Origin of the sequence: Limibacillus sp. MBR-115 (assembly GCF_040549425.1) — a bacterium.
GTDB lineage: Bacteria > Pseudomonadota > Alphaproteobacteria > Kiloniellales > CECT-8803 > Limibacillus > Limibacillus halophilus.
Map to the genome: position 1 here is coordinate 349,567 of NZ_JBEPTJ010000001.1, position 22,064 is coordinate 371,630.

23 protein-coding genes are annotated in these 22,064 nt (G+C 57.3%); 3 read left to right on the plus strand and 20 right to left on the minus strand.

The window, feature by feature from the left end:
* Window positions 1-198 precede the first annotated feature (198 nt).
* From ABIE63_RS01640 to rfbC, 17 genes are all read right to left on the minus strand, one after another.
* Complete coding sequence (locus ABIE63_RS01640; RefSeq protein WP_183415480.1) at window positions 199-564, minus strand: PepSY domain-containing protein; 366 nt, start codon at window positions 562-564, stop codon at window positions 199-201.
* A gap of 36 nt (window positions 565-600) precedes the next feature.
* The gene (locus tag ABIE63_RS01645) at window positions 601-1,755 is read right to left on the minus strand and encodes a formate dehydrogenase subunit gamma (RefSeq protein ID WP_354502266.1); all 1,155 of its coding nucleotides are present in this window, start codon (window positions 1,753-1,755) and stop codon (window positions 601-603) included.
* A gap of 121 nt (window positions 1,756-1,876) precedes the next feature.
* A complete protein-coding gene (locus ABIE63_RS01650) occupies window positions 1,877-2,074 on the minus strand; it encodes a hypothetical protein (protein ID WP_183415481.1) in 198 nt (65 codons plus the stop codon).
* Window positions 2,075-2,211: 137 nt separating this feature from the next.
* Window positions 2,212-2,808: a formate dehydrogenase FDH3 subunit beta gene (fdh3B, locus tag ABIE63_RS01655; protein ID WP_183415482.1), complete on the minus strand. Its 597-nt coding sequence runs from the start codon at window positions 2,806-2,808 to the stop codon at window positions 2,212-2,214.
* Window positions 2,809-2,821: 13 nt separating this feature from the next.
* The gene (locus ABIE63_RS01660; RefSeq protein WP_183415483.1) at window positions 2,822-5,692 is read right to left on the minus strand and encodes a formate dehydrogenase subunit alpha; all 2,871 of its coding nucleotides are present in this window, start codon (window positions 5,690-5,692) and stop codon (window positions 2,822-2,824) included.
* A gap of 34 nt (window positions 5,693-5,726) precedes the next feature.
* On the minus strand, window positions 5,727-5,927 hold the full coding sequence (locus ABIE63_RS01665) for a formate dehydrogenase (protein ID WP_183415484.1): 201 nt from the start codon (window positions 5,925-5,927) through the stop codon (window positions 5,727-5,729).
* A 123-nt stretch (window positions 5,928-6,050) separates the two neighbouring features.
* The gene (locus tag ABIE63_RS01670; protein WP_354502270.1) at window positions 6,051-6,656 is read right to left on the minus strand and encodes a molecular chaperone TorD family protein; all 606 of its coding nucleotides are present in this window, start codon (window positions 6,654-6,656) and stop codon (window positions 6,051-6,053) included.
* A 205-nt stretch (window positions 6,657-6,861) separates the two neighbouring features.
* Entirely contained in the window at window positions 6,862-7,599 is a 738-nt protein-coding gene (locus tag ABIE63_RS01675) for a DUF3306 domain-containing protein (RefSeq protein ID WP_354502273.1), read from the minus strand.
* A gap of 24 nt (window positions 7,600-7,623) precedes the next feature.
* A complete protein-coding gene (locus ABIE63_RS01680) occupies window positions 7,624-8,151 on the minus strand; it encodes a DUF3305 domain-containing protein (RefSeq protein WP_354502276.1) in 528 nt (175 codons plus the stop codon).
* 78 nt (window positions 8,152-8,229) lie between these two features.
* Window positions 8,230-8,991, minus strand: coding sequence for a phosphatase PAP2 family protein (locus ABIE63_RS01685; protein WP_354502279.1), 762 nt, complete (start codon window positions 8,989-8,991; stop codon window positions 8,230-8,232).
* Window positions 8,988-10,682 carry a glycosyltransferase family 39 protein gene (locus ABIE63_RS01690; RefSeq protein WP_354502282.1) on the minus strand — a complete coding sequence of 565 codons (1,695 nt, stop codon included), beginning with the start codon at window positions 10,680-10,682 and terminating at the stop codon, window positions 8,988-8,990. Before ABIE63_RS01690 ends, ABIE63_RS01685 begins: the two co-directional genes overlap by 4 nt.
* Window positions 10,683-10,688: 6 nt before the next feature.
* Window positions 10,689-11,018, minus strand: coding sequence for a lipid-A-disaccharide synthase N-terminal domain-containing protein (locus tag ABIE63_RS01695; protein ID WP_354502285.1), 330 nt, complete (start codon window positions 11,016-11,018; stop codon window positions 10,689-10,691).
* Between the two features lie 25 nt (window positions 11,019-11,043).
* The gene (locus ABIE63_RS01700; protein WP_354502288.1) at window positions 11,044-11,805 is read right to left on the minus strand and encodes a glycosyltransferase family 2 protein; all 762 of its coding nucleotides are present in this window, start codon (window positions 11,803-11,805) and stop codon (window positions 11,044-11,046) included.
* A 7-nt stretch (window positions 11,806-11,812) separates the two neighbouring features.
* Window positions 11,813-12,718, minus strand: coding sequence for a glucose-1-phosphate thymidylyltransferase RfbA (rfbA, locus tag ABIE63_RS01705; protein WP_354502290.1), 906 nt, complete (start codon window positions 12,716-12,718; stop codon window positions 11,813-11,815).
* Window positions 12,715-13,656, minus strand: a complete 942-nt coding sequence (gene rfbD / locus ABIE63_RS01710; RefSeq protein WP_354502292.1) for a dTDP-4-dehydrorhamnose reductase — start codon at window positions 13,654-13,656, stop codon at window positions 12,715-12,717. Before rfbD ends, rfbA begins: the two co-directional genes overlap by 4 nt.
* A complete protein-coding gene (rfbB, locus tag ABIE63_RS01715) occupies window positions 13,649-14,710 on the minus strand; it encodes a dTDP-glucose 4,6-dehydratase (protein WP_354502294.1) in 1,062 nt (353 codons plus the stop codon). Before rfbB ends, rfbD begins: the two co-directional genes overlap by 8 nt.
* A 20-nt stretch (window positions 14,711-14,730) precedes the next feature.
* Complete coding sequence (gene rfbC, locus ABIE63_RS01720; protein ID WP_183415494.1) at window positions 14,731-15,294, minus strand: dTDP-4-dehydrorhamnose 3,5-epimerase; 564 nt, start codon at window positions 15,292-15,294, stop codon at window positions 14,731-14,733.
* 190 nt (window positions 15,295-15,484) lie between these two features.
* Here rfbC and ABIE63_RS01725 point away from each other — a divergent pair, with 190 nt between their 5' ends.
* Both ABIE63_RS01725 and ABIE63_RS01730 read left to right on the plus strand, forming a co-directional pair.
* Window positions 15,485-16,459 carry a glycosyltransferase family 2 protein gene (locus ABIE63_RS01725; protein WP_354502295.1) on the plus strand — a complete coding sequence of 325 codons (975 nt, stop codon included), beginning with the start codon at window positions 15,485-15,487 and terminating at the stop codon, window positions 16,457-16,459.
* Window positions 16,456-17,508, plus strand: a complete 1,053-nt coding sequence (locus ABIE63_RS01730; protein ID WP_183415496.1) for a glycosyltransferase — start codon at window positions 16,456-16,458, stop codon at window positions 17,506-17,508. Before ABIE63_RS01725 ends, ABIE63_RS01730 begins: the two co-directional genes overlap by 4 nt.
* 18 nt (window positions 17,509-17,526) lie before the next feature.
* Here the strand turns inward: ABIE63_RS01730 and ABIE63_RS01735 are convergent, their stop codons facing one another.
* Both ABIE63_RS01735 and ABIE63_RS01740 read right to left on the minus strand, forming a co-directional pair.
* Entirely contained in the window at window positions 17,527-18,567 is a 1,041-nt protein-coding gene (locus ABIE63_RS01735) for a rhamnan synthesis F family protein (RefSeq protein WP_354502297.1), read from the minus strand.
* A gap of 101 nt (window positions 18,568-18,668) precedes the next feature.
* Window positions 18,669-20,591: a class I SAM-dependent methyltransferase gene (locus ABIE63_RS01740; protein ID WP_354502299.1), complete on the minus strand. Its 1,923-nt coding sequence runs from the start codon at window positions 20,589-20,591 to the stop codon at window positions 18,669-18,671.
* 191 nt (window positions 20,592-20,782) lie between these two features.
* Between ABIE63_RS01740 and ABIE63_RS01745 the strand changes: the two genes are divergently transcribed.
* On the plus strand, window positions 20,783-21,223 hold the full coding sequence (locus ABIE63_RS01745; RefSeq protein WP_354502301.1) for a Rap1a/Tai family immunity protein: 441 nt from the start codon (window positions 20,783-20,785) through the stop codon (window positions 21,221-21,223).
* 11 nt (window positions 21,224-21,234) lie between these two features.
* On the opposite strand, the gene ABIE63_RS01750 is transcribed toward ABIE63_RS01745, so the two are convergent.
* Entirely contained in the window at window positions 21,235-22,038 is an 804-nt protein-coding gene (locus ABIE63_RS01750; protein ID WP_354502303.1) for a prepilin peptidase, read from the minus strand.
* Window positions 22,039-22,064: the final 26 nt, after the last annotated feature.

Genomic DNA, 22,064 nt, shown 5'->3' on the forward strand with positions numbered 1-22,064 from the left:
CGGGCTGACGTTCCCCGGGCTTTCGTGCCCTCATAATGCAGTTCTGCTTCTGTACAAGGAACAGGAGGCGCAATCAGCCACGTGCCAAAGTCACGGTAGATTTGTCGATCCACTGCCTGTGCCATGGTTAACCACCTGCTTGGTTGCGATTGTCCCTCGTTGCCCCCCGGATTCTCCTTATGCCCCTATCGAACAAGCTTACCTACGGGCAGGCTTGTTGAGCGGTGCGCCACTTTCGGTGCTGTTGGCCGCACCGGCAATGACTGGCGGTAGACGCTGCTCATTGCCGGAATTTCGATATGACGGCACCAATTCGCCGCTGGCTTTATCGATAGCCAGCGTATTGACTTGGAAAGCGTCATTGAAGTTGCCACCGCTATTCATGACGGTCACCAACCAAACGGCCTTTCCATCGAGCTCGCCCTCGTTGATGCGCAGAACATCGACTTCATAATTTTGCGCGACCTGTTGGCGGACCTGATCCGCAGATACCTGTGCCCGGACCGGCGTTACGGCTGCCACGAAAGCAACAGCCGCCACACCGGCAAGTAAGACATGACGCATCTTCGGCGTTCCTCTTCTACAAAGTGGCCGTTCTATTCACTCGGCCGGTTGTGCATGAGCATCTGAGCTGGCTTTCTGCTGCTGCTCTTCTACCCACAGGTTATGGTGCTCCCTCGCCCAGTTGATATCGACCTTACCGCTGCCCATCGCATCGAAGGCGCCCTGCATACCGATCGTGCCGATATAAATGTGGGCCAAAATTACAGCGATGATGAACAGCGCCACAACCGAGTGCCAAAGCTGCGAAAGCTGCATCTCCTGCATGGCGGTCAAATTGGTCGGCAAATCAAAACCAACCATGTTGATAACCGCAAAAGTCTTGCCCCATGGCGAAATCTCGAACGGGAACATCAAGGCGACGCCTGACACGCTCAGGGTCAAACCGGTCAGCACCACAAGCCAGAATATGATCTTCTGCCCTGCGTTGAACTTGCGAGCCGGCGGGTGGCTGTGCTTCGAGAAGAAACCGCCGCCCTTGGCCAACCAGACCAGATCATGCCGATTCGGGATATTATGCCCGATCCAGAGCAGGAACATCATTGCCACGCCCAACATAAAGGGGAACGCGAGGAAGTTATGGGCGTACTTGCCGGCAATCGTCAGCGCCGAAAACACATCGGGTCCAAGCGCCGGCAGAATCACATAACGCCCATAGAGGACGTTTAGTCCGGTGATGGCTAGGATGATGAATGAAACCGCTGTCATCCAGTGCGTGAAGCGCTCTATTCCGTTGAAGCGCTCGATAAGCTGACCCGACTCACCCGATTGAATTTTGACGCGACCGCGCAACAGAAAGAACAATGCCAGGAATCCGATGATTCCTATGAGGCCCCATATGCCATAGGTCGAAAGAGGGCCGTTTCTGAAGTTGCGCCAGTTCTCGCCGTTTGCCTGGATCAGGACGCCCGCTTGTTCGTTGGGGATAGAGACGTTTCCCTGCACGCCCCGGCGAACGGCACGCCAAAGCTCCGCGTCACTCGACGATCCCAAGACATCGCCAGGCACATTGCCCCCGACCGGCTTTTCAACCAATTCAGGGCTACTGGCTATGCCGCTGGTAGGTGGATTCACATCCGATTGCGCGCGTGTCGGTCCCGCAGCCAGCAGCAAAATCATCGACAATAGAAAAAACAGGCCGAGCGCAAAAATGCGCATCGACGCGAATTGCTTGTATTGGGCAACGAAGGTCATGGCTTTGTTATCCCTCGATCCTTGGCGTTCCGGGTAGTCCTTCACTCGAAGCACCCGTTACAGCCAGCTTCATCGATCATTGAATTCGGAGCGCAGCTCCGCCATTAAAGTTTCGCTTCAGTCAGAGCGCGCCCTGCTGGCGTTGGCGAATTCTCAACTCTTCCATCTGCTCCGCCGTCAGAGGCGCGTCCATCTTGCCCTGGTACTCGCCAGGTTTAAGGAGGAGCACGCGGTCCTGCTCTTCTTCTCGGCAGGCCCCTAACAGGCCGCCCACAAGCATCAAACTGAGGGCAAGCAGTATTCTGTTTGCTTTAAACATGCGATTTCGTCTCCCAAAGACCCGCAAGTGCGAGGCCAAACAGGGGGTGGCGAATGCACGCCACCCCCCGCTAGCTCTAGCCCTATCCCGGCTCCACGGCCCCATTGCTGAGGCCGCGAAACCAAGTAGGAAAGCGCCTAGGAGCCGGCCTTCTGTTGATAGGCCGTGCCCCAGCCCCAAGCACCCGATCCAAAACCGCGCGCGACAACACGCTCGCGGTAGATGTCGGATACCAGGTCGCCGTCGCCCGCGAGGAGTGCTTTTGTGGAGCACATTTCCGCGCAAAGCGGCAGCTTGCCTTCGGCAAGACGGTTACGACCGTACTTCTGGAATTCGGCCTGGGAGTTATCCTCCTCAGGACCGCCGGAGCAGAAGGTACACTTATCCATCTTGCCTCGGCTTCCGAAGTTGCCCGCCTGGGGATACTGCGGCGCGCCAAAAGGACAGGCGTAGAAGCAGTAACCACAGCCGATGCAAAGGTCTTTGGAGTGCAGAACGACACCCTCATCGGACTGATAGAAGCAGTCCACCGGACAAACTGCCATGCAGGGTGCGTCTGAGCAGTGCATGCAGGCGACCGATATGGAGCGCTCGCCGGGCTTACCATCATTGATGGTGACCACCCGCCGACGGTTAACGCCCCAAGGGACCTCGTGCTCGTTCTTGCACGCGGTGACGCAGGCGTTGCACTCGATACAGCGCTCAGCGTCGCAAAGGAACTTCATACGTGCCATCGATTAGGTCTCCTTAAGCTGGCTCGATCCGACAGAGGGTGGCCTTGGTCTCCTGCATATTGGTGACCGAGTCATACCCGTAAGTCTGTGCGGCGTTGCTGGCCTCACCCAACACATAGGGATCCGCCCCTGCGGGATACTTGTCCCTGAGGGATTCACCCTGCCAATGCCCACCGAAGTGGAAGGGCATGAAGGCTGTATTGAGACCGACACGATCCGTGACGAGGGCCTTGATCAGCAGCTTGCCGCCTTCAGGACCATGGAGCCAAACCATCGCACCGTCCCGGATACCCAGGTTATTGGCGTCGACGGGGTTGATCTCCACGAACATGTCCTGCTGGAGTTCTGCCAACCACGGATTGGAGCGAGTTTCCTCACCACCACCCTCGTATTCGACCAATCGACCCGATGTCAGGATCATCGGGAAATCTTTGGAGAAATCCTGATCCTGGATCGATTTGTAAAGGATCGGCAGGCGATACATCCTGCGGTCCTCATAGGTCGGATAGTCAGCCACAAGATCACGACGCGACGTGTAGAGCGGTTCGCGGTGTGTCGGTACCGGATCCGGGAAGTTCCACACGATCGTTCGCGCTTTGGCATTACCGTATGGCGCGCAGCCATGCTTGATCGCCACGCGCTGGATACCGCCGGAAAGGTCGGTCTTCCAGTTCGTGTCGTCACCGGCCACCGCCTCGATCGCCGAGACTTCATCAGCGGTCAAGTCGCCATCCCAGCCAAGCTTCTTCAGCATGGCCATGGTGAATTCGGGATAGCCGTCCTTGATTTCCGATCCCACGGGATACGAACCCTCGGCCAGCAGATTGACGCCATCGCGTTCCACGCCGAAACGGGCACGGAAGCAAAGGCCGCCTTCAGCAACCGGCTTGGAGGTGTCGTAAAGCACCGGTGTGCCCGGATGCCCCATTTCTGGCGTACCCCAGCACGGCCATGGCAAGCCATAGAAGTCACCATCGGCAGGTCCACCCCTGGCTTGCAGGCTGGTCTTATCGAAGGTGTGTTGGTTGGCCATGTGCATTTTCAGCCGCTCAGGCGACTGGCCAGTGTAGCCGACAGTCCACATACCGCGGTTGAACTCACGGGTGAGGTCTTCGACCAACGGCTCGTCATCGTTGACTTGGATGTTCTTGAACATCTCGTCAGCGAGGCCGAGCTTCTTAGCCAGCTTGTACATGATCGTCTGGTCGGGAAGCGATTCGAACAGAGGCTCCACGATTTTGTCACGCCACTGTAGAGCACGATTGGTGGCCGTGACCGAACCGTAAGTCTCGAACTGCGTGGCCGCCGGAAGCAAATAGACGCCATCCGTACGTTCATGCATGACCGCCGTCATGGTCGGATAAGGATCGACCACCACCAACATGTCGAGCTTGCTCATCGCCCGGCGCATGTCCGGCATACGAGTCTGCGAGTTCGGCGCGTGGCCCCAGAAGATCATGGCCTTCAGCGTATCAGGCTGCTCGATGTTCTCCTTGGCTTCGAGTGCCAAATCGAACCAACGTGACACTGGAACGCCGGAGGCTTCCATAAGATCCTTGGAGGCAAACTTGGCCGACAACCAGTCGAAATCGACCTCCCACACCCGTGCCCAGTGCTTCCAGGACCCGGCTGCTAGGCCGTAGTATCCCGGCAGGGTGTTGCAAAGAACACCAAGGTCGGTGGCTCCCTGCACGTTGTCGTGGCCGCGGAAGATGTTGGCGCCACCACCACTGGTGCCGATCGTTCCCATGGCTAGACCCAACACGCAGTAAGCGCGTGTGTTGTTGTTGCCATTGGAGTGCTGGGTACCACCCATGCACCAGACGATCGGGAACGGCCGGTTGTTCGCCAGCGTCCGTGCGACGCGCTTCAACTGCGAACCGGGAACGCCGGTCACTCTTTCGGTTTCCTCTGGGGTCCACTTCGCGACTTCGGCACGGATTTCATCCATACCGTAAACACGCTGGCGGATGAACTCCTTGTCTTCCCAACCATTCTGGAAGACGTGCCAGAGAATACCCCAAATCAAAGCCACGTCCGTACCTGGACGGAAACGGACGAACTCATCTGCGTGCGCTGCGGTACGCGTGAAGCGTGGATCGCAGACGATCAAGGGGGCGTTATTTTGCTCCTTGGTCTTCAAAATGTGCTGCAACGCGACCGGGTGCGCCTCGGCAGGATTGCTGCCGATGAAGAAGATCGCACGCGAATTGTGCATGTCGTTAACACTGTTCGACATGGCGCCGTAGCCCCAGGTGTTCGCGACACCGGCCACCGTCGTCGAGTGGCAGATACGCGCCTGGTGATCGACGTTGTTCGTTCCAGCAAAGGCGGCGAGCTTACGGAACAGGTAGGCCTGTTCGTTGCTGTGCTTCGCCGATCCGAGCCAATAGACCGAGTCCGGCCCGCTGGAGCCCCAAATATCCAGAATCTTGCCGCCGATCTCGTCGATCGCCTGATCCCAAGACTGCCGTTCCCACTTGCCATCGACAAGTTTGACCGGATATTTCAGGCGCCGCTCGCCGTGAGCGTGCTCGCGCACTGAAGCGCCTTTTGCGCAATGGGCACCCAGGTTAAAGGGGCTGTCCCAACCGGGTTCCTGCCCGATCCAGACACCGCCTTTGACTTCAGCGATCACAGAGCAGCCCACAGAGCAGTGGGTGCAAACCGATTTCACCAGCTTGATTTCACCGGAGCCTGCTTCCGCAGCCTCGGCTTTCTTTACCATCCCGAACGACATGGACGAGGCCGCGGCGATACCACCGACGGTCAGCCCCGATCGCTTCAGGAAGGTACGACGGTCAATGGCACTGCCGACGGTCGCCGCCAACGCCTTTGACAAACGGGGGCCAGTCGCAACCCCATTCGTCTTTCTTGTGAGCATCGTCCTCTCCTAAAGAGTCTGGTTGTTCTAATTCTTAAAAGCGGGCCAATTCGTAAAACTTCTTTACGTGGTCCGTTTCACGATAACCGACCGAAGATGCACTTCGCGTCTCCGGAACGGCGGCCGTCGCGCCCTTCGTAAGGCTAGCTGCTGCAACACCGGCTACGCCGGCACCAAGCCCCGCCTTGCGAAAGAAATCGCGGCGATCCATCGCCTTTTCGTCTTTCTTGGTCATACGCTCACCTTTCTAAATTGGTGAACCAAGGGCGAGTTGTGGTTCAGTCTCAACGCTCGGGCACGCCCATATCCCGAAAGGTTCTTCGCAATTCCTCAATCCAAGGCCGCCATGGGTCCGGCTTCAAGCCGCCATGGCAAACGCCTCGCTCTCGATCTCCATGAATATCTGTCCAATCTTGCCCACCGGCATATAGAAGGAAGCCGCACGGGCTGCCTGCAGGTCCTGGAAGAACCGCGGCGCCCAACAGCCGATATGCCGATCAAAAAACGCCCTCTGCTCGTCGAGCGGAAGGGGCTCCCCAAAAGCGCCACTGATCAAACCGGCCATCATCTCGCAAAGCGCGGCAATATGATCCTCTGGCTCATGCACGCCCTTGACGCGCGCAATACCCAACCGTCCCATGTCTTCACGCAGATTGGCGAGCGGCTTCTCATTCAAGAAGCCCGTGAGGTAATAGGAACCGTAGGGAGTCAGTTCGCCGTGTCCGATCCCTATGAAAAGGTCGAAATGCTCTCGTTCCAGCATTTTGGGATTGCAGTTCCGTGCAGTCGACGCCAGGACCGAAATCGCCTGGCCCAACTCGCTATCGTCGCCCTTCAACCCAGCGACCATCTCCAGCGTTTCGGAACCTGGCGCACAGGCAAGCATTCGTCCGAGCAACACATAGAGGTTAGCTCGCAACTCATCCTCTTCCGCTATGTCGATAGTCGACGATGGCTCCGTCAAATGAAGCACCTCCCCTATAAGCATCGTGATTTGCGATCTTTCGTCGCTTTGGCCTTTCAACCGATTTAACGCCTGAAGAAATCTGTGGGTTAAGTCCGGTCAATGGCAGATTTAATTAGACGGTCATGGTGCGAACGATGTCAAACGAAAGCGTTGCTGCACCCGCGAAAGTCCTTAGGAATTTTAGGCTTTTAGCATCGCCCCTTTAACCCAAGCCCCATCGCCGGGAGTGTGCCGTTCCTGGCTTGTTTTCCGCCTTTACTTCGGCTTTAGGCGATTGATCCGGAACACTCATTGGCTCGCCAACTTGTGATCTCGTCTCCTCGGTCTTGGGTTCTTTTGTCGCAGGGCCGGAGTCGTCATGAACATCGCCGTCAACCTCGGCCCCCGTCAAATCTTCCGCGGTGGTGGAATCTTCGTCGCCGGAGTCCATGGGTTGCTGCTCGGTTTCCCCCTGCCCCTCATCTTCGCTGGCGGGACCTGCAGCGGCCATCTCTGCCTCGGCCTTCCGCTGCTTAGCTAGGTTTTCTAGCGCCAGATCCTCGTCGGATATCATCCCGATGCCTACTTTGTAGATCGTCCGAATTGCCTTACCGACCATAGCGGCATCCGTGTAGTCCTCACCGTACTCGATCAAACCATCAAGGTTCGCCAGGGTCGGGTGACTGCGCCACAGGCGCTGCAAAGCACGGCCTTTCAGTTCCTCAGGTACGCCATCCTTCAGAAAAGGTGTGTAGTCCGCTTCGTAATCCAGGGTATCCGGGTCGGGAAGATTGTTCACATACTCTTCCAGTTCCAACCGCCGCGCTTCTTCCTCTTCCGGGGTTAGCAACGGCGTTTCCGGCGCAGGCGTGGCCTCCTGATCAGCGGAACCAGATTGCCCCTCGGACTGTTTGCGCCGGGACCAGCGTTGCAGAAAACCGTTTTCGCTATCCTTGCTCATATGGCGACCCTGGTTCCCCTATTATCAATTGATTGTTTCTGGCCCCTTCTTGCCGAAACCCAGTTTGTCGACTTCATAACGCTTTCGCTTGCGCTTATGAAACTCTTCCTCGACATGGAATTCGGAAATGAAGGTCTCCACAAACGCGATGACGGAATCGGGCATCGGCACACGTTCGACAATATCCTCTCCGGCATCAAGGAAATCCTGTGCCTCGTATGGACTTGCCGTAACGAAGAAAGGAAAGAACTCATGCGCCATGGCTGGGTCGTCACGCCGCCGTAAAACAACAAATACGCTCGGCGGATGTTGCGAGAGATTGACTTTGTAGGCCTCAGTCTCTTTGCGGAACAGTCCCATTTGCAACGTACCGGCCAAGTATTGAGTCCAACCATCGCCGTGACCCATTTCCTTCCAGTGTCCGCGCGGATCCTGTTCGGCGGCGCCTGCCACCACGGCCACGGGTTTCCAGGCGTGGTCGATCCAGGGGTTATCAACCTTACGTTTCTCGACAACTATACCCAGTGGAAGGCGTTCGTCATTCTGCTTCATTCCCGACCGTGTCCCTACCCTAGCTATGAATCCATCTTTTTGCGGATCGCTTTTTCTTACGAACTAGATGTAAGCCCCTCATCGTTGCTTGCAAAGTGCCTTCCTGATCCGGCGGCGCCACCAACGACCCTCAGCTCTCAAGCGCAATTCGCCCTCTCGACCCGTGGTGAAGATAAGCTTTTGATCCCGGCAAAGTCTTTCCAACCAGCCAATGATGATGAAGGAGAGTAACGCAGATGTTACGACATCCGACAAGAAATGCGCACCCAACACCATCCTCGCAGCCGCCACGAATCCCGCGAGGATTAGCAACGCACGACGCCCGCTGGGCCAAAAAGCCGCCAACGCTAGGGCAGCGCAAAAAGCCGTCTGGCTGTGCCCCGAGGGAAAAGAATGAAAATCGGGCAGAATGTTGAACGGCTCAAACCCGTAAAGCCCTTCCGTCGTCAAGAGTTTTGGCCGTGCCCGTCCGGCTGTGATTTTGATCAAATTGACCAGCAAACCTGGGATGGCAACCGCCAAGAACAGATAAGCGCCTGCAGTTGATAACCAACGAAGTAAGCGGCGTGAAGACGTCTTCCTTTGCCGAAGACAAGCGGCCCCTGCCGCCAATGCGACCAAGGCGCCCGGCCACAGGTACCAATCCGCCTTCCCAAGGCCGTTGACTATGCTAAACGCTGCGCGCAGCCACTCCGGCCTATTATAAAGCCATTTGGCTAGTGGAGCGTCCAGGAAGGCCATAGATACAAGAATCATAAAAGCCGCGACTAAAAGCCACAGCCAAGGCATCTGCCGCCCGCCCGCCACCCGGAAGCCTTTTTGCATTGCGAGCCAATTCATTGCCGAATCCTGTAGAACGTGAGCGTAACTTGCTGCCCACGGGAATAGTTAATGCCCGATAAGCTCGTGAGCGCGTCGACGTTAGCGCCATTCTTTGCCAGCGCCGCCATGAAGGATGCCTCGGCGCGGCTCTCCACCACAGCGATACCGCATTTCGGTGATTCGATCAGATAGGCCGCCGCGGCCTCGGCGCTGCCCAGCAGCGTGTTCGTCCCAACGAGTATTGCCAGGCTCGGTTCCGTGTAGCCCGCCGCCGCGAGGCGAGAGTCCGGGCAGGGTCGCAAGGACTCGACAGCCCGCGCAATCTGCGGAGATAGCCAGAGCGCGGACATCCTGGGCAGCATTCCCTGATAGGCGCCAAGATAGAAAAGAAACCCCGCCGCCAATAAAATACCCACGCGGCGCTCCGGTCGGGTACGTAGTTTTGCTTGGTCCGTGAATGGCCCGCAACTCAGAATCCCGGCCACCGCTACGGCAGCTGCGGCCATTAAGGACCAACCGTTGAAGCCACCGCCGGCGATCGGCGGCACGACAATGACCGCCGCTATTAGCAACAAACTTAAAACCGCTTGGAGAATCCACCCAACCTTCACGGCCGGCTGCCATCGTGTTTTTTCCGGTGCGGCTATGGTTCCTCTGAGATAGCCGGCTAACAACAAGAATATCGCTGGGTACAGGGGCAGGGTGTAATGCGGCAGCTTTGTCATCACCAGTTCGAACACGACCCAACTAGGTAAAAGCCATGAGAGGCAAAATCGAACGGCGGGATCGCTGCGCCTTTGCCAAGCGGCAAGAAGGCCGACAAGTGCCAGAAATCCGAAAGGCCAAGCTGCAATCCAAAAGGTGAGCAGGTAATACCCGGGCGGCGCACCGTGGGATTCTTGTCCTTGAAACAGCTTTGCCAGCAGGTCGCCGCCCAACGATTCTTCCAGAAAGGCACCGCTGCTTTGTAGGGAGATCACCAACATCCAAGGGAGCACGATAACCGATGCGAGCAGCCCTCCAATCAACGGACGCAAAGCCAGCATCCATCGCCAGCGACGCTCCCACAACCCCAGGGTGACGAGGGTCAATCCACAAATCAGCGGCGCTATCGGTCCCTTTACAAGAAGAGCGACACCCATGGCCAGCCAGAACAGCAGTGCATTTCCATAGCCAATGCCGGCTCCACTTCTGGCAGCCAGGTAAAGCCGTGCAAGCGATCCCTGGGCCAGAACGACACAAGCCAATAGGACCGCATCCGTTTTAGCCAGCCGCGCCTCAACCCCCAGCAACAGGCAACCAAGCAGCAGGAGCGCGGCCAAAAACCCGGCACGAGCACCGAACAGACCGGCTGCCGCCCAGGCTGTCAGCAATACTGCCGCGACAGCACCTGTAAGGGACACCAATCGGAACACCCAAATAGGCGCATCCGCGCCACCGCCGTGAACCTGAGCAACGGCGACTTGTAACCAGTAGATACCAACCGGCTTTTTGTAGCGGGACTCTTCTTGAAAGCGGATATCGACGTAATCACCGCTTTCCATCATCTGACGCGATGCCTGCACGAAACGGGCCTCATCGCGATCGATGGGCGGCAGATCGAAAAGCCCGGGCAGGAAAACAGCCAATGCCAACATGGCCAGCAGCAGGTACGACCTGGCATTCAGTCGATGGTCACGAAGTTCCGAGTTCGTCTGAACTTGCTCCACGAACGCTTAAGGCTCCCGATCCTGGCGGGGTTTCGACTGCCGCTTTTCACGCCAGATGAAGTAGATGTTCCGGCTGTAGATGAACAATCCGGTGGCCTGTCCGGCAATGAACACCGGATCGGCGCGATGTATCGCGTATGCCAGCAACGTCAGGCCTCCGCCCAGCGAAAAGTACCAGAATATTTCCGGTACGATCGAGCGGCGCGCCCGTTCAGAATGCAGCCACTGAAAGACGAAACGCATCATGAAAAGCGCCTGCCCGGCAAAGCCAATGAGGACCCAGCCAAGCTCTACCGCCGTCAAGTCGTTCCACCATTCTGCGAAGCCGGAAAGCAACGATTAGGCTCCCTTGATGTTTCTATCAGGCGTCTTTGCCGTCCGACAGTCGCTCTATCTTCGGATTTCGAGAACGCTGCAGCAACCAGAGAACACCCAACAGATCTCGCATTCCGCGAAAGGCGCGGCCAAGGTTGGTAACTTTTGATGCCCCGTGCAAGCGAGGGCGGTCGCCAACCCAGCGATAGAGCGTCGACCACCCTTGAGCATTCATAAGGGCGCCCATGTACCGATGTTGACCGTCGAAGAAGGGCAGCGCGAGGAATGCGTCCCTGCGCACAAGTTTCAAACCGCAACCGGTATCGGGGCAACCGTCTTTCAGCAACAGCCGCCGAACGCCGTTTCCGATACGTGAACCGAAACGCTTCCAAAGATTATCCCGGCGATTGCGGCGAAGCCCGGCCACCATCCCAATAGCCTTTTCGGACCCGCCCTCTTCTAATGCCTGGAACAGCAAGGCCGCGTCCCGGGGGTCATTCTGGCCATCACCATCCATGAGGAGCAGCCAAGGCGTGTCGGCCGCCTTCGCACCTGTCAAAACACCTCGACTCTTTCCGCAGCATCGCTCGTGCCGCAAACAGGTCAACCCGTCGAAACGCTGCATCAAGGCCTGAAGCCTCGCCGAACTGCCATCGGTGGAACCGTCATCTACGAGAAGGATTCCCTTGAAACCAGGATTGCCAGCCAGGACTGCGTGAATCTCTTCCACAACCGGAGCAAGGTTATCGATCTCATTGTAGAGTGAAATAACGACCGAAAAATCAGGCTGCTTGGACGTTCCTGGCATGGGTCCGTCAGCGCCCGGTACCGGACCCTAGTGCCCAGTCTCCCCTGCGCTCCTCCAGAATCTCGATGAGATAACGCCCATAGGAGCTTTTACCGTAGCTTTCCGCAATGCGCTCGACATCCTCTTCGGTAATGTATTTTCGGTCGAGAGCGATCTCCTCAAGACAGGCAATCTTCAAACCCTGACGTTCTTCCAGCGACCGTATGAAACTCCCGGCATCCAGCAGAGAATCGTGGGTGCCGGCATCCAGCCAGGCAAAGCCCCGTCCCATGCGTTCAACCTGCAACTCTCCCCTTTCAAGATAGCGCCTATTGATATCGGTGATCTCTAATTCCCCGCGCGCCGATGGGCGGACATCACGTGCGAAATCAATCACCTGCTCATCATAAAGGTAGAGCCCAGTAACGGCCCAATGGGATTTAGGACGCGCCGGTTTCTCCTCAATCGAGGTCGCACATCCCTCCTTGTCGAAAGCAACGACACCGTATCGCTCTGGATCACTGACCCGGTAGGCGAATACCGTTGCGCCCCGTCGCCCCTGGGCGGCGTTCTCCAGCATTGCCGATAGCCCATGCCCGAAAAAGATGTTGTCGCCCAGAATAAGGATGCTGCTATCGCTCCCAACAAAGTCGGCGCCGATATGATAAGCCTGTGCAAGACCTTTGGGCTCCGGCTGAACCGCATAGCTAAGCGCAATGCCAAACTGGCTACCGTCCCCCAGGAGATGTTGAAAGGCGTGCTGTTCGTGCGGTGTCGTAATAATCAGAATATCGCGCACCCCAGCCAGCATTAGTGTCGACAGCGGATAATAGATCATCGGCTTGTCGTAAACCGGTAGGAGCTGTTTGCTGACAACCTGAGTTAACGGATGTAGCCGCGTCCCTGCGCCGCCTGCCAGAATGATGCCCTTCATCCCAATGTCTCCTTGGATATATCCAAACCCGCCGCAGGCCCAGCCTGCGCAGCGGCAAGCTCGGCCAGCACGGTGGCCAGCGCTTCGCGCCAATCGTTTCGAGTGACACCGAACACACTCTCTATCCGCCTGCAATCCAGCAATGAGTAAGCAGGTCTGGGTGCAGGCGCGCCAAAGGCCGCCGTCGTTGTGCGTTCCAATCTAGGTATCGGCAAACCATAGCCTGCCGCCTGACAGAAAATCTCAGACGCAAAGTCAAACCAAGTCACAGGGCCCCCTGCCCCGCAGAAGTGATAGAGTCCGAACGCGGCGTCCTGGCCGAAAATACGTTCAATTATGATGCCGATGGCCGCCGCCAGTTCCCGAACCGCGGTCGGACAGCCCTGCTGGTCGTCCACGACCGCTAGGCTATCGCGTTCATTTGCCAATCGCAGCATCGTGCGCAAAAAATTAGACCCGCTGGAGCCATAGAGCCAAGCTGTGCGGAGGATGACATGGCGCGCGCAGCTCGCCGCTAGCGCTTCCTCGCCCGCCAGCTTGCTGGCGCCATAAACGCCTTGCGGATTGGTGATATCGGACTCGCGGTAGGGCCGTGTCGCTCGACCGTCGAAAACATAGTCCGTCGAGACATGAACAACGGCTGCGCCAAGACGCCCTGCCGTTTCACCCATGACCGCCACGGCGTCGCGGTTAACAGCGTATGCGGCCGCAGGTTCGCTTTCCGCCCGGTCGACCGCCGTATAGGCCGTCGCGTTGACGATAACCGCCGGAGAATGCGCCAGTATCTCCGCCCGCAGACGAACGCTATCTGCGACATCCAGTTCAGGGCGCCCCAGGAAGATAGCCCGCCTGTCAGATTGACCGGCCAAAAGCGGCCGCAAAGCACTGGCCAGTTGTCCCTGCACCCCAAGGACAAGAATTTTCGGGCGCTCAGACACCGCCGGACAACCCTTGACGCGCGGAATCCTCAAAACCCCCGTCACGAATTCCTCGCCACCACCAATCGTTCTCGACATACCAACGCACGGTTCGGCCCAGACCCTCCTCCAAGCCTTGCCGTGGCGCCCACCCCAGCTCGTTGCGCACCCGCGTTGAATCAATCGCATAGCGCAGGTCATGTCCGGGCCGGTCAGCCACGAACTCAATGAGATTGGCATGGGGGGCATGCGGCGAATCCGGCAACAAGCGGTCCATCCAGGCACAGATGCGACGCGCCATATCGATGTTCGTTATCTCCTGGTCCGCACCCACATTATAGACTCCCCCCGGCTGCCCTTTCGTCGCAATGGCGATCAGCGCGCTGACATGATCATCCACGAACAGCCAGTCACGAACGTTCGTGCCGGTGCCGTAGATCGGGATCGGCCGCCCTTCCATTGCCGCCAGGACAATCACGGGAATCAGCTTCTCGGGCATCTGAAACGGCCCATAGTTATTCGAGCAATGGCTAATAAGAACCGGCAGACCAAACGTCCGATTCCAGGCACGCGCAAAGTGATCCGAAGACGCTTTGCTTGCCGAATAGGGCGAATTCGGCTGGTAGGGAGTGTCTTCCGTAAAGACGCCCGTAGGACCAAGTGAGCCATAGACCTCGTCGGTGGAAACGTGAAGAAACCGAAACGCGGCTTTCTTGGCGCCGGATAATCCGCGCCAATGGTGCGTCGCGGCGTCCAGCATGTTGACCGTTCCCACCACATTCGTTGTGACGAAGTCCATTGGACTGTCAATGGAACGGTCGACATGAGATTCGGCGGCCAGATGCAAGACGATATCAGGCTGGTGCCGCTGGAACACCTCTTCTACCGTCGCTCGGTCGCGGATATCAGCGCGTTCGAAACAATGCTTTGATGACTGCAGCGCATCGACCAGCGATTCTACATGACCGGCATAAGTGAGGCTGTCGAGCGTGACGACCTCTTCACCGTTAGCAATCAGATCACGCACCAACGCCGAGCCAATAAACCCAGCCCCACCTGTAACCAAAAATCGCATACTGCCCCCCTTCCGGCATTTTATTCGTCGTAGTCGAATGGACTGACGATATCTCCAAACAGAGGCAGTCCGGCATCTTTCTGTGAGACGATTGCCTGCCCCGTGGTCACCGGCCAAGCAATGCCAATGTCCGGATCGCACCAATGAATGCCAGCATCGCATTCAGGCGCATAATAATTCGTTACCTTGTATATCACCTCACAATCTTGCTCCAGCGTGCAAAATCCGTGAGCAAAACCAACGGGTACGAGAAGCTGGCGCCAGTTATCGGCGCTCAGTTCAACCGCTACATGCCGCCCGTAAGTGGGAGAGCCACGACGAATATCCACCGCGACATCGAGTATGCTGCCACGGATTACCCGAACCAATTTGTCCTGAGCAAAGGGTGGCGACTGATAATGCAACCCCCTGACCGTATGAACTTCCTGCGACAAGGAGTGATTGTCCTGAACGAAATCCAGGGTAAGCCCAGCCGCTTCGAACCGCGCCTTGTTGTAGGTTTCAGAGAAAAAACCCCGGTGGTCGCCGAACCGTTGTGGTTCGACGATAACCACGCCCTCCAGTTCCGTTTTTATTGTTTTCATGCGAAATGTTTTCCTTCGCTTTTGCCGATAGCCGCCCCCCTTATAGAAGGTTCCGCCCCACGACCGCAAAGGCTATAAGCTGATAGGGCCTGGCCGAACCAACCTGGAACTCTGGTGGCTTTCCATCTTTACGTCTGTTAAGTGCGGGAAGCGGCCGGTCAGCCGGTCGGATTGAACCGCGGGGGAAAGTTTGACCCAAGAGCTGGATGTCATTGTCGTCAACTGGTTCGCAGGACCGCTGCTGACGCAGTGCCTGACTTCCTTGAAGCGTGCGAGTAGCGGCGGCGTTTCCTTAAGTCGGGTGATCATCGTCGATCACGGCTCTGAAGACGGCCCGCTCGACCGGGCAGTCAATGCCGAGGCCGCGCTACAGCTTCCGCTGACGGTGCTGACGGATCACAGTAATCCCGGCTATGGCGCAGGCGCCAATAAAGGCGCGCGTGCCGGATCGGCCGACTATCTTCTTTTCCTCAATCCCGATGTTTACTTGACCGCGCAAAATCTGACTGCCGCCCTGGATGTCCTCCGACAGGATAGCGATCATCGTTGTGGTATCGTCGGTATCGCGCTCAAAGATGGTAAGGGGGACATTACCCGCAGTTGCGCACGCTTTCCCACGCCAGGTGGCTTGCTCGCAGAAGCCTTGGGTTTGCCAAAGCTATGGCCAAGCCGGTTCAAGTCGCTTTTCATGACGGAGTGGGAACATTCTGAAAACCGTGAAGTAGACCATGTGATGGGCGCTTTCTGGCTCATGCGGCGCGCCGACTTCGAAAGGTTGGGCGGTTTCGACGAGACCTTCTTTATGTACTTGGAGGATGTGGATTTCAGCTATCGCGCCCGGGCCGCCGGTCTCGCAAGTCGTTTCATCGCCACCACCAGCGCGCAACACATAGGCGGCGGAACGACCCGACGCTTGTCGCAAGGCCACCGGCTCGCATTCTGGCTCGACGCACGCCTGACTTACGCTCGCAAACACTTTAACCTTGCAGGGCGCGCCGTAACCTGGGCGGCCTTATTTCTGGCCGAGCCCCCGGCGCGGTTGGTTTGGGCTCTTCGCAAAGGCTCTGCCGATCGGCTGATTTCAGTGTTCGAAGGTTACTGGATTTTCTTCGCCAGCAACCGTGGGCGTGACGTTCCCGCGCCGGATAAGATCGGAACGTCATGAAGATCACGCTCCTTGCCCGCTATGGCCGCCTGGGCGCCAGCAGCCGTCTACGCTGCCATGATCTCGTTCCGCTGCTAGAAAGCAGGGGTGTAGCGTGCCGGACGCAGGTTTTGTTCCCTGATTCTTACGTGGAGGCGCTCTATCAAGGACGGCGTTATGGTGCAGCAAAGGTGACGGGCCATTACGCCGACCGTTGGCAAGCGCTCCGGCAATTGCCTGCGAAGGCCCCCGTGTTGTTACAGGTCGAGGCATTACCATTTTTACCCTATACGGTTGAGCGGCGGCTGCTTGACGGTCGCCCTTATCTACTGGACTGCGACGATGCTTGGTTTCACCGCTACGACCAACATCACAACCCACTGGTACGCGGACTGCTGGGACGCAAGATCGATCGTCTCATGGCAGGCTCCGCCTGTGTTCTCGCCGGCAATCACTACGTTGCCGAGCGCGCCAGAGCCAGCGGTGCGGCTTCCGTTGAAATCTTGCCCACGACGCTGGATGTCGGAGCCTATGACAATCTACCGCCGCCAGACCGCACACCGGCAACCGTCGGTTGGATCGGTGCGCCTCAGAATTGCGCCTATCTGACACCCCTCGTACCGGCACTAAAAACGCTCCAGGCCAAAGAGGGCCTGCGTTTGCGTGTGGTGAGCGCGAGCAAGCCAGACCTGGGAGGGTTGGATTTCGATTTCGAACCCTGGAACGAGACTACCGAAATCGCCTCTATCGGGCGCTTCGATATCGGCATCATGCCACTCCCCGACAGCCCCTGGGAGCGCGGCAAATCTGGCTTTAAACTGGTACAGTACATGGCTGCGGGCCGCGCGGCGATAGCCTCGCCGGTCGGGGAGAATCGCTCGATTCTTGCCGACCCGTCGCTTGGTATTCTCGCTTCCAGCCCCGCTGAATGGAAAACCGCCCTTGCAGCGCTTGCGCAATCGGCTGAGTGGCGCCTAGCCATGGGCCGCGCCGCCAGAACCAAAGCCCGAGCGACCTATGATCGCAGCCTTGCCGCGGACCGGTTGGCAACAATCATCGGGGCGCTGTGATACGCGGCTTTACACGACTTATCGCTGTTGCGAGTGAGCCTTGAGGTGGTCGCGTATCATCCGCGTGTCGTACTCGCTCGCTTGCCGTATAATACCTTCCCATAACGTCAACCAGGGCACATTGCCGGGGTTCTGCGTGAGCAGTTCTCGCTTCACGAAGGGAAAGCCCATCCTCAAAACGAGTTGGTCCCAAAGGAAGTGCGTGGGATTGACCGGCATTCCGGTAATGATGAAGTCCAGAATTTGGTCGATGAAAGCACGCGTGCGCTCATGAAGTCTGCGGAGTTCCCGCGTGTTCCGAGCGCCGCTTCCCCAAGCCTCCACCACCTTTGCAACGATCTCCTCATAAGGATAAAGCGCATGCACATTCAGGCCGCCTCTTAGCATCGCCCGCGTGAAACCCAATTCATACTTGGAGATAACGAAAGCCTTGTTGTTCACATAGCGAATCTGCTTCCAAAAACTCAGAAATTCTCGTGACTTCAAAGCCCTGGGATAAAGCAGCAGAAAATAGGATTGCAGATGATAGCGGCGTTCCCAGCTGTCGGTCATCGACCAGACGTCAGCCAAGGCCGGATCCGCGCGTTGCAACGAGCGGTTCAAAGGTATCAGCGGCCCATAGACGCTATCGTTGACAAGCATCAAGCGATCCAAGTGCGGCAGCCGGTCCTCTAGATAGAGCACCGCTTCCTTGTATGCGCCGAAATCATATCCGACATTCTTACGCCAGAGGATTCGCATGCAAAGCGGCTTGAGAATTTCAATAGATCGCTCCGGAAGCTTTGGCGCGTTGGTTACGAAAAGGATGGAGAATCCTGCCTCGCGCAACGCTTCCAGATAATGCACGACGTAGGGATGCACGAAACCTTTCGCTTCCCAGTGTATGAAGACAGCAACGGAATGTTGCTGTGCGAGAGCGCCGGTCCCCTCAATGTCGCGGCGGATGAAGCTCTGCTTGAACCTCAGATAACCTCTGAGGATCGAAAGGAATATGTTGGCGCGTTTATAGACCTTGTACAATCTATGCGCCACGTAGCGATAAGCATTGTAAATACCCATGTGATCTGCCCCCCTTGGTTCACCGGACAAGGCGCCTTTGTCGGCGCTTTCTTTCGTCCTAGTTTGTACATGTTATCTTCGCCACGGCCTTACATGGCCAGTCACATTTTGCTTACTTTCATTTTCTGCTGCAGTTTCGTTGCTACTTGCTCTCCCATGCGGGCCTTGGCTTCCTGGATGCGATTCGCCAGAGTACCGGTCACGTGCTGTTCAGCGTCTTGACCACCCGCCTTCAGCTCCTGAAAGACCGCGGCGACATAGTAATCTTCCGCCCAATCGGCGGCGACACCTCGATCTCGTAAACGACCTGCAAGCTCGGCGGCGGCGGCGGCGCTTTGACGGAACAATGCCGGATTTGGCCTACCCTCAAGGCTTGCAAGGATGGCGGTGTGATATTGCAGCAAAACCCCAGCAAAACCCTTGGCGAGATCAAGGGTTGCGGCGTCGGCTCGAAGCTGATCAACGGCGCCGCTTGCAGCTTTCATATCGCCGCCATTAACGGCCGCCACAAAAGTTTCGACCTTGCGATGATAGCGCTTCAAATCCGCATAGAGGCCAGTACCCAAGCCGCTATGAAAACGGCTCAGCAATAGATCGGCAGCGTCCAGCATTCCTCGATTCAATAAAACTTCGAGAGCCTGACGCTGCGCTGCCTCCAAATTTCGGTGGCATTGCTCAACGGCCGTCAAGGCATTGAATACCTCCGAAGCATCCCCCGGACTGCATACCATTGCGATATTGTGACCGAGACGCTCCAGCAACTGGCCTGCTTCTGCGTCCGGCAAGGCCGCTGAGTCGAACAGGCGGTGAAGCTGCACGAAGCCGCGAACCGCCAGGCGATAGTAAGCCAGCGCCGCGGCATTATCGCGTTCACCCAAGAATGCATGAATACCGCGGAAATAAGCCGCGCCAGGAAGATTCATGGGACTTAAACGCGACAACGCTGCGTTGTCGGTGGGCGATGGGTAAGCCGGTTCGACGCTATCGGGAATATCGAAATCGATAGAAAAATGCCTTCTAAAAGCATCGTTCAGGTCAACAAGAATTGTCCCGGCCTCGTCGAAACGCCCTTGGTTCACCAGGTCCTTGTAGAGTCGGTAGTTCAAGCTGACGCTCAAGGATGCATGATCCTTAAGATCGACCCGCCGACGATCAAGGTAAGCTTGATAGGCGTGGCGATCCAAACCACCTGCTGGTGGCTGATCCTGTTTGGTCATGGATGCAACGGCTATTAAGCTTTGGCCATCGCGGTGAACTTCCCTGTGTTCGAAACCATGCTCGGCTAGCAGATCGGTAAGGCTGTCCTGGTTGAAAAGAACGAGGTGCCAACCGGGCGCCAACAGTCCCGTCAAGTCGGGATGCGCCGCATCCGGCGTAACAGCACCGGCATCGGGCGTCGTGATAATCAGCACGCCATTTGATGCCACGGCCGGTTTGATATCTTCCAAAAAACGATGGGGATCAGCGAGGTGTTCGATCACCTCCGAAGCCAACACCAGATCGAAACAGCCTCCCGGCAACTCAAGATCGGGACCCAAGTACGCCGGAAGCAAGCGCCAACCCAATGCTTCGGCCCCTCGTTTAGCTTCCGGCGCCGGATCGATACCGTAGGCATCCCATCCCAATTGTGCCCGTGCAAAATCTACCGAGAACCCGTAGCCCGCCCCCACCTCCAGATAGCGTCCGACCGCCGTGTGTGCTACCCGGTAGAGCGGCTGGAGGATCACATCCAGTGCGGCACCGACTTCGATGTACCGCCGCTCGCGAAAGGCCTGGAACGACGGGCTGACCCACTCGGCTTCATAGTCGCCAGCGCACCCGTCGGGGAAGGAAAGCGATGCGCAGCTTCGGCAACGGAAGAGATCCCAATAGCGACCGGGCCACACCTCTAAGCTGAGATGGAAAGCTTGCTTTGCAGTCGTCCTGCAAACCGGACAGGCAAAGCTACGATCCTCGCCGAGTGTCCAGCGAACCTCCGCATTCCAATCCGGCGGCGGCGGGTTGTTCTGTTGCTGCTGCGTCACCGTTTCAACCCACTCCCGCTCCCCCGAAACAGGAACTGGATGGGCCCCCCCAGTTTCATGACAAACCCGATCACCGCAGCGCCGAGATGCCATCTCTGTCCATCTTTTCTTATCTGCTCCCTAGATTTGCAGTATGATGGCTCAACCGCTACATAAAAATTTGTGTGTTAAAACCTGGGGGAAACGGCCATATGGCCCAAAAGACTGTTCTGACGATAGCCTTGCTGGGTGGATTCCTAGCATGGCATGACCCGGTCAATGCGCAGGAACCGGTGGTTCCATGCGAACTGCTGGACACCTGTCAGCAAGATGAACTGCAGGGTTTGATCGCGCCTAGCACTTTGACCTCCGTGCGGCGCTTCGTTACCGCTGCCTCACTCTATGACCTTTGCGTCGGCAATGACGAAGAACAGGCGGTCTGCCGTTTTTACATCGCCGGCGTACATGATTCGGCGGAAATGGTTTATTGGCGTAATGACCAGGAACCTCCCTGGTGTCCGGTGGACGGATTTACCTCCAGCACCCTGCAAGAGGTTGTCCTCGACTATCTCGACAATCACCCCGAAGTCGATCCTCTTCCTGCCGCCCATGCGGTAACCCAAGCTTTCTCAGAAGGCCTCATCTGCAATTGACGGTGGGGAAGTTAGAAACCAACCAGAATGCCGATGAAATCCGGGGCGGTTTTCCCCAGAATCCAGAGAATCCAGATGGCAGGCGCGAGAAATGCACCGAATGGCAGGGCGTCGCTCGGCCCCAGTACGCGCCCGGTAAGCCTGAGAATGAACACCGTGACGAGTCCCAAAATGCCCGCCAAAGCCAAACTGTGAGGTAACAACGGCCAACCGAGCCAAGCGCCGCCCGCTGCCATCAGCTTCACATCGCCAAAGCCCAGACCATCGCGACCGCGTATCCAAAAATAAAGGCGGCGCACGGCTTCCATCAAAACAAAGCCAAGAGCGGCACCAAATATTCTCGCCATGCCAATCGACTGCCATTGCGCCTGTGGCTCGAGAAACACGCTGGCGATCCCCGCAGCCATGAGCGGCAGCACGAGCATGTCGGGGAGCAGGAATCGGCGAACGTCAGCCAGGATCAACGCCAGCAGACACCAACCCAAACCAGCTGCAAGCCAGAGCGTTCCAGGCGCTGTCGCCGGATCACGAAATACCACGATCACGGTTAATGCGAGGAAGAGAGCGCCCAACTCGGCGACGGGATAAACCCAAGCAATGGCTTTACCACAGGCCCGGCAGGCACCTCCCAGCAATAGATAGGACACCAGCGGAATCAAATCGCGCACCTTCAAGGTTTCTCCGCAATCGGGACAACGCGACCGCCCCGCTACCAAGCCCTTACAGTCCGGCAAGCGTTCGACCAATGCGGATATGAAGGAGCCGATAACCGCTCCAACCAGAAGTATCGCTATGATATTGATTCCCGGCGCCACGCTTCGACCTCGTCGCTTACGCCCGT

Excerpts from the sequence above, each read along its gene's own strand:
- ABIE63_RS01640 (WP_183415480.1), bottom strand. The coding sequence starts at position 564 with ATGCGTCATGTCTTACTTGCCGGTGTGGCGGCTGTTGCTTTCGTGGCA.
- ABIE63_RS01645 (WP_354502266.1), bottom strand. The coding sequence starts at position 1,755 with ATGACCTTCGTTGCCCAATACAAGCAATTCGCGTCGATGCGCATTTTT.
- ABIE63_RS01650 (WP_183415481.1), bottom strand. The coding sequence starts at position 2,074 with ATGTTTAAAGCAAACAGAATACTGCTTGCCCTCAGTTTGATGCTTGTG.
- fdh3B (WP_183415482.1), bottom strand. The coding sequence starts at position 2,808 with ATGGCACGTATGAAGTTCCTTTGCGACGCTGAGCGCTGTATCGAGTGC.
- ABIE63_RS01660 (WP_183415483.1), bottom strand. The coding sequence starts at position 5,692 with ATGCTCACAAGAAAGACGAATGGGGTTGCGACTGGCCCCCGTTTGTCA.
- ABIE63_RS01665 (WP_183415484.1), bottom strand. The coding sequence starts at position 5,927 with ATGACCAAGAAAGACGAAAAGGCGATGGATCGCCGCGATTTCTTTCGC.
- ABIE63_RS01675 (WP_354502273.1), bottom strand. The coding sequence starts at position 7,599 with ATGAGCAAGGATAGCGAAAACGGTTTTCTGCAACGCTGGTCCCGGCGC.
- ABIE63_RS01680 (WP_354502276.1), bottom strand. The coding sequence starts at position 8,151 with ATGAAGCAGAATGACGAACGCCTTCCACTGGGTATAGTTGTCGAGAAA.
- ABIE63_RS01685 (WP_354502279.1), bottom strand. The coding sequence starts at position 8,991 with ATGAATTGGCTCGCAATGCAAAAAGGCTTCCGGGTGGCGGGCGGGCGG.
- ABIE63_RS01700 (WP_354502288.1), bottom strand. The coding sequence starts at position 11,805 with ATGCCAGGAACGTCCAAGCAGCCTGATTTTTCGGTCGTTATTTCACTC.
- rfbA (WP_354502290.1), bottom strand. The coding sequence starts at position 12,718 with ATGAAGGGCATCATTCTGGCAGGCGGCGCAGGGACGCGGCTACATCCG.
- rfbB (WP_354502294.1), bottom strand. The coding sequence starts at position 14,710 with ATGCGATTTTTGGTTACAGGTGGGGCTGGGTTTATTGGCTCGGCGTTG.
- rfbC (WP_183415494.1), bottom strand. The coding sequence starts at position 15,294 with ATGAAAACAATAAAAACGGAACTGGAGGGCGTGGTTATCGTCGAACCA.
- ABIE63_RS01730 (WP_183415496.1), top strand. The coding sequence starts at position 16,456 with ATGAAGATCACGCTCCTTGCCCGCTATGGCCGCCTGGGCGCCAGCAGC.
- ABIE63_RS01735 (WP_354502297.1), bottom strand. The coding sequence starts at position 18,567 with ATGGGTATTTACAATGCTTATCGCTACGTGGCGCATAGATTGTACAAG.
- ABIE63_RS01745 (WP_354502301.1), top strand. The coding sequence starts at position 20,783 with ATGGCCCAAAAGACTGTTCTGACGATAGCCTTGCTGGGTGGATTCCTA.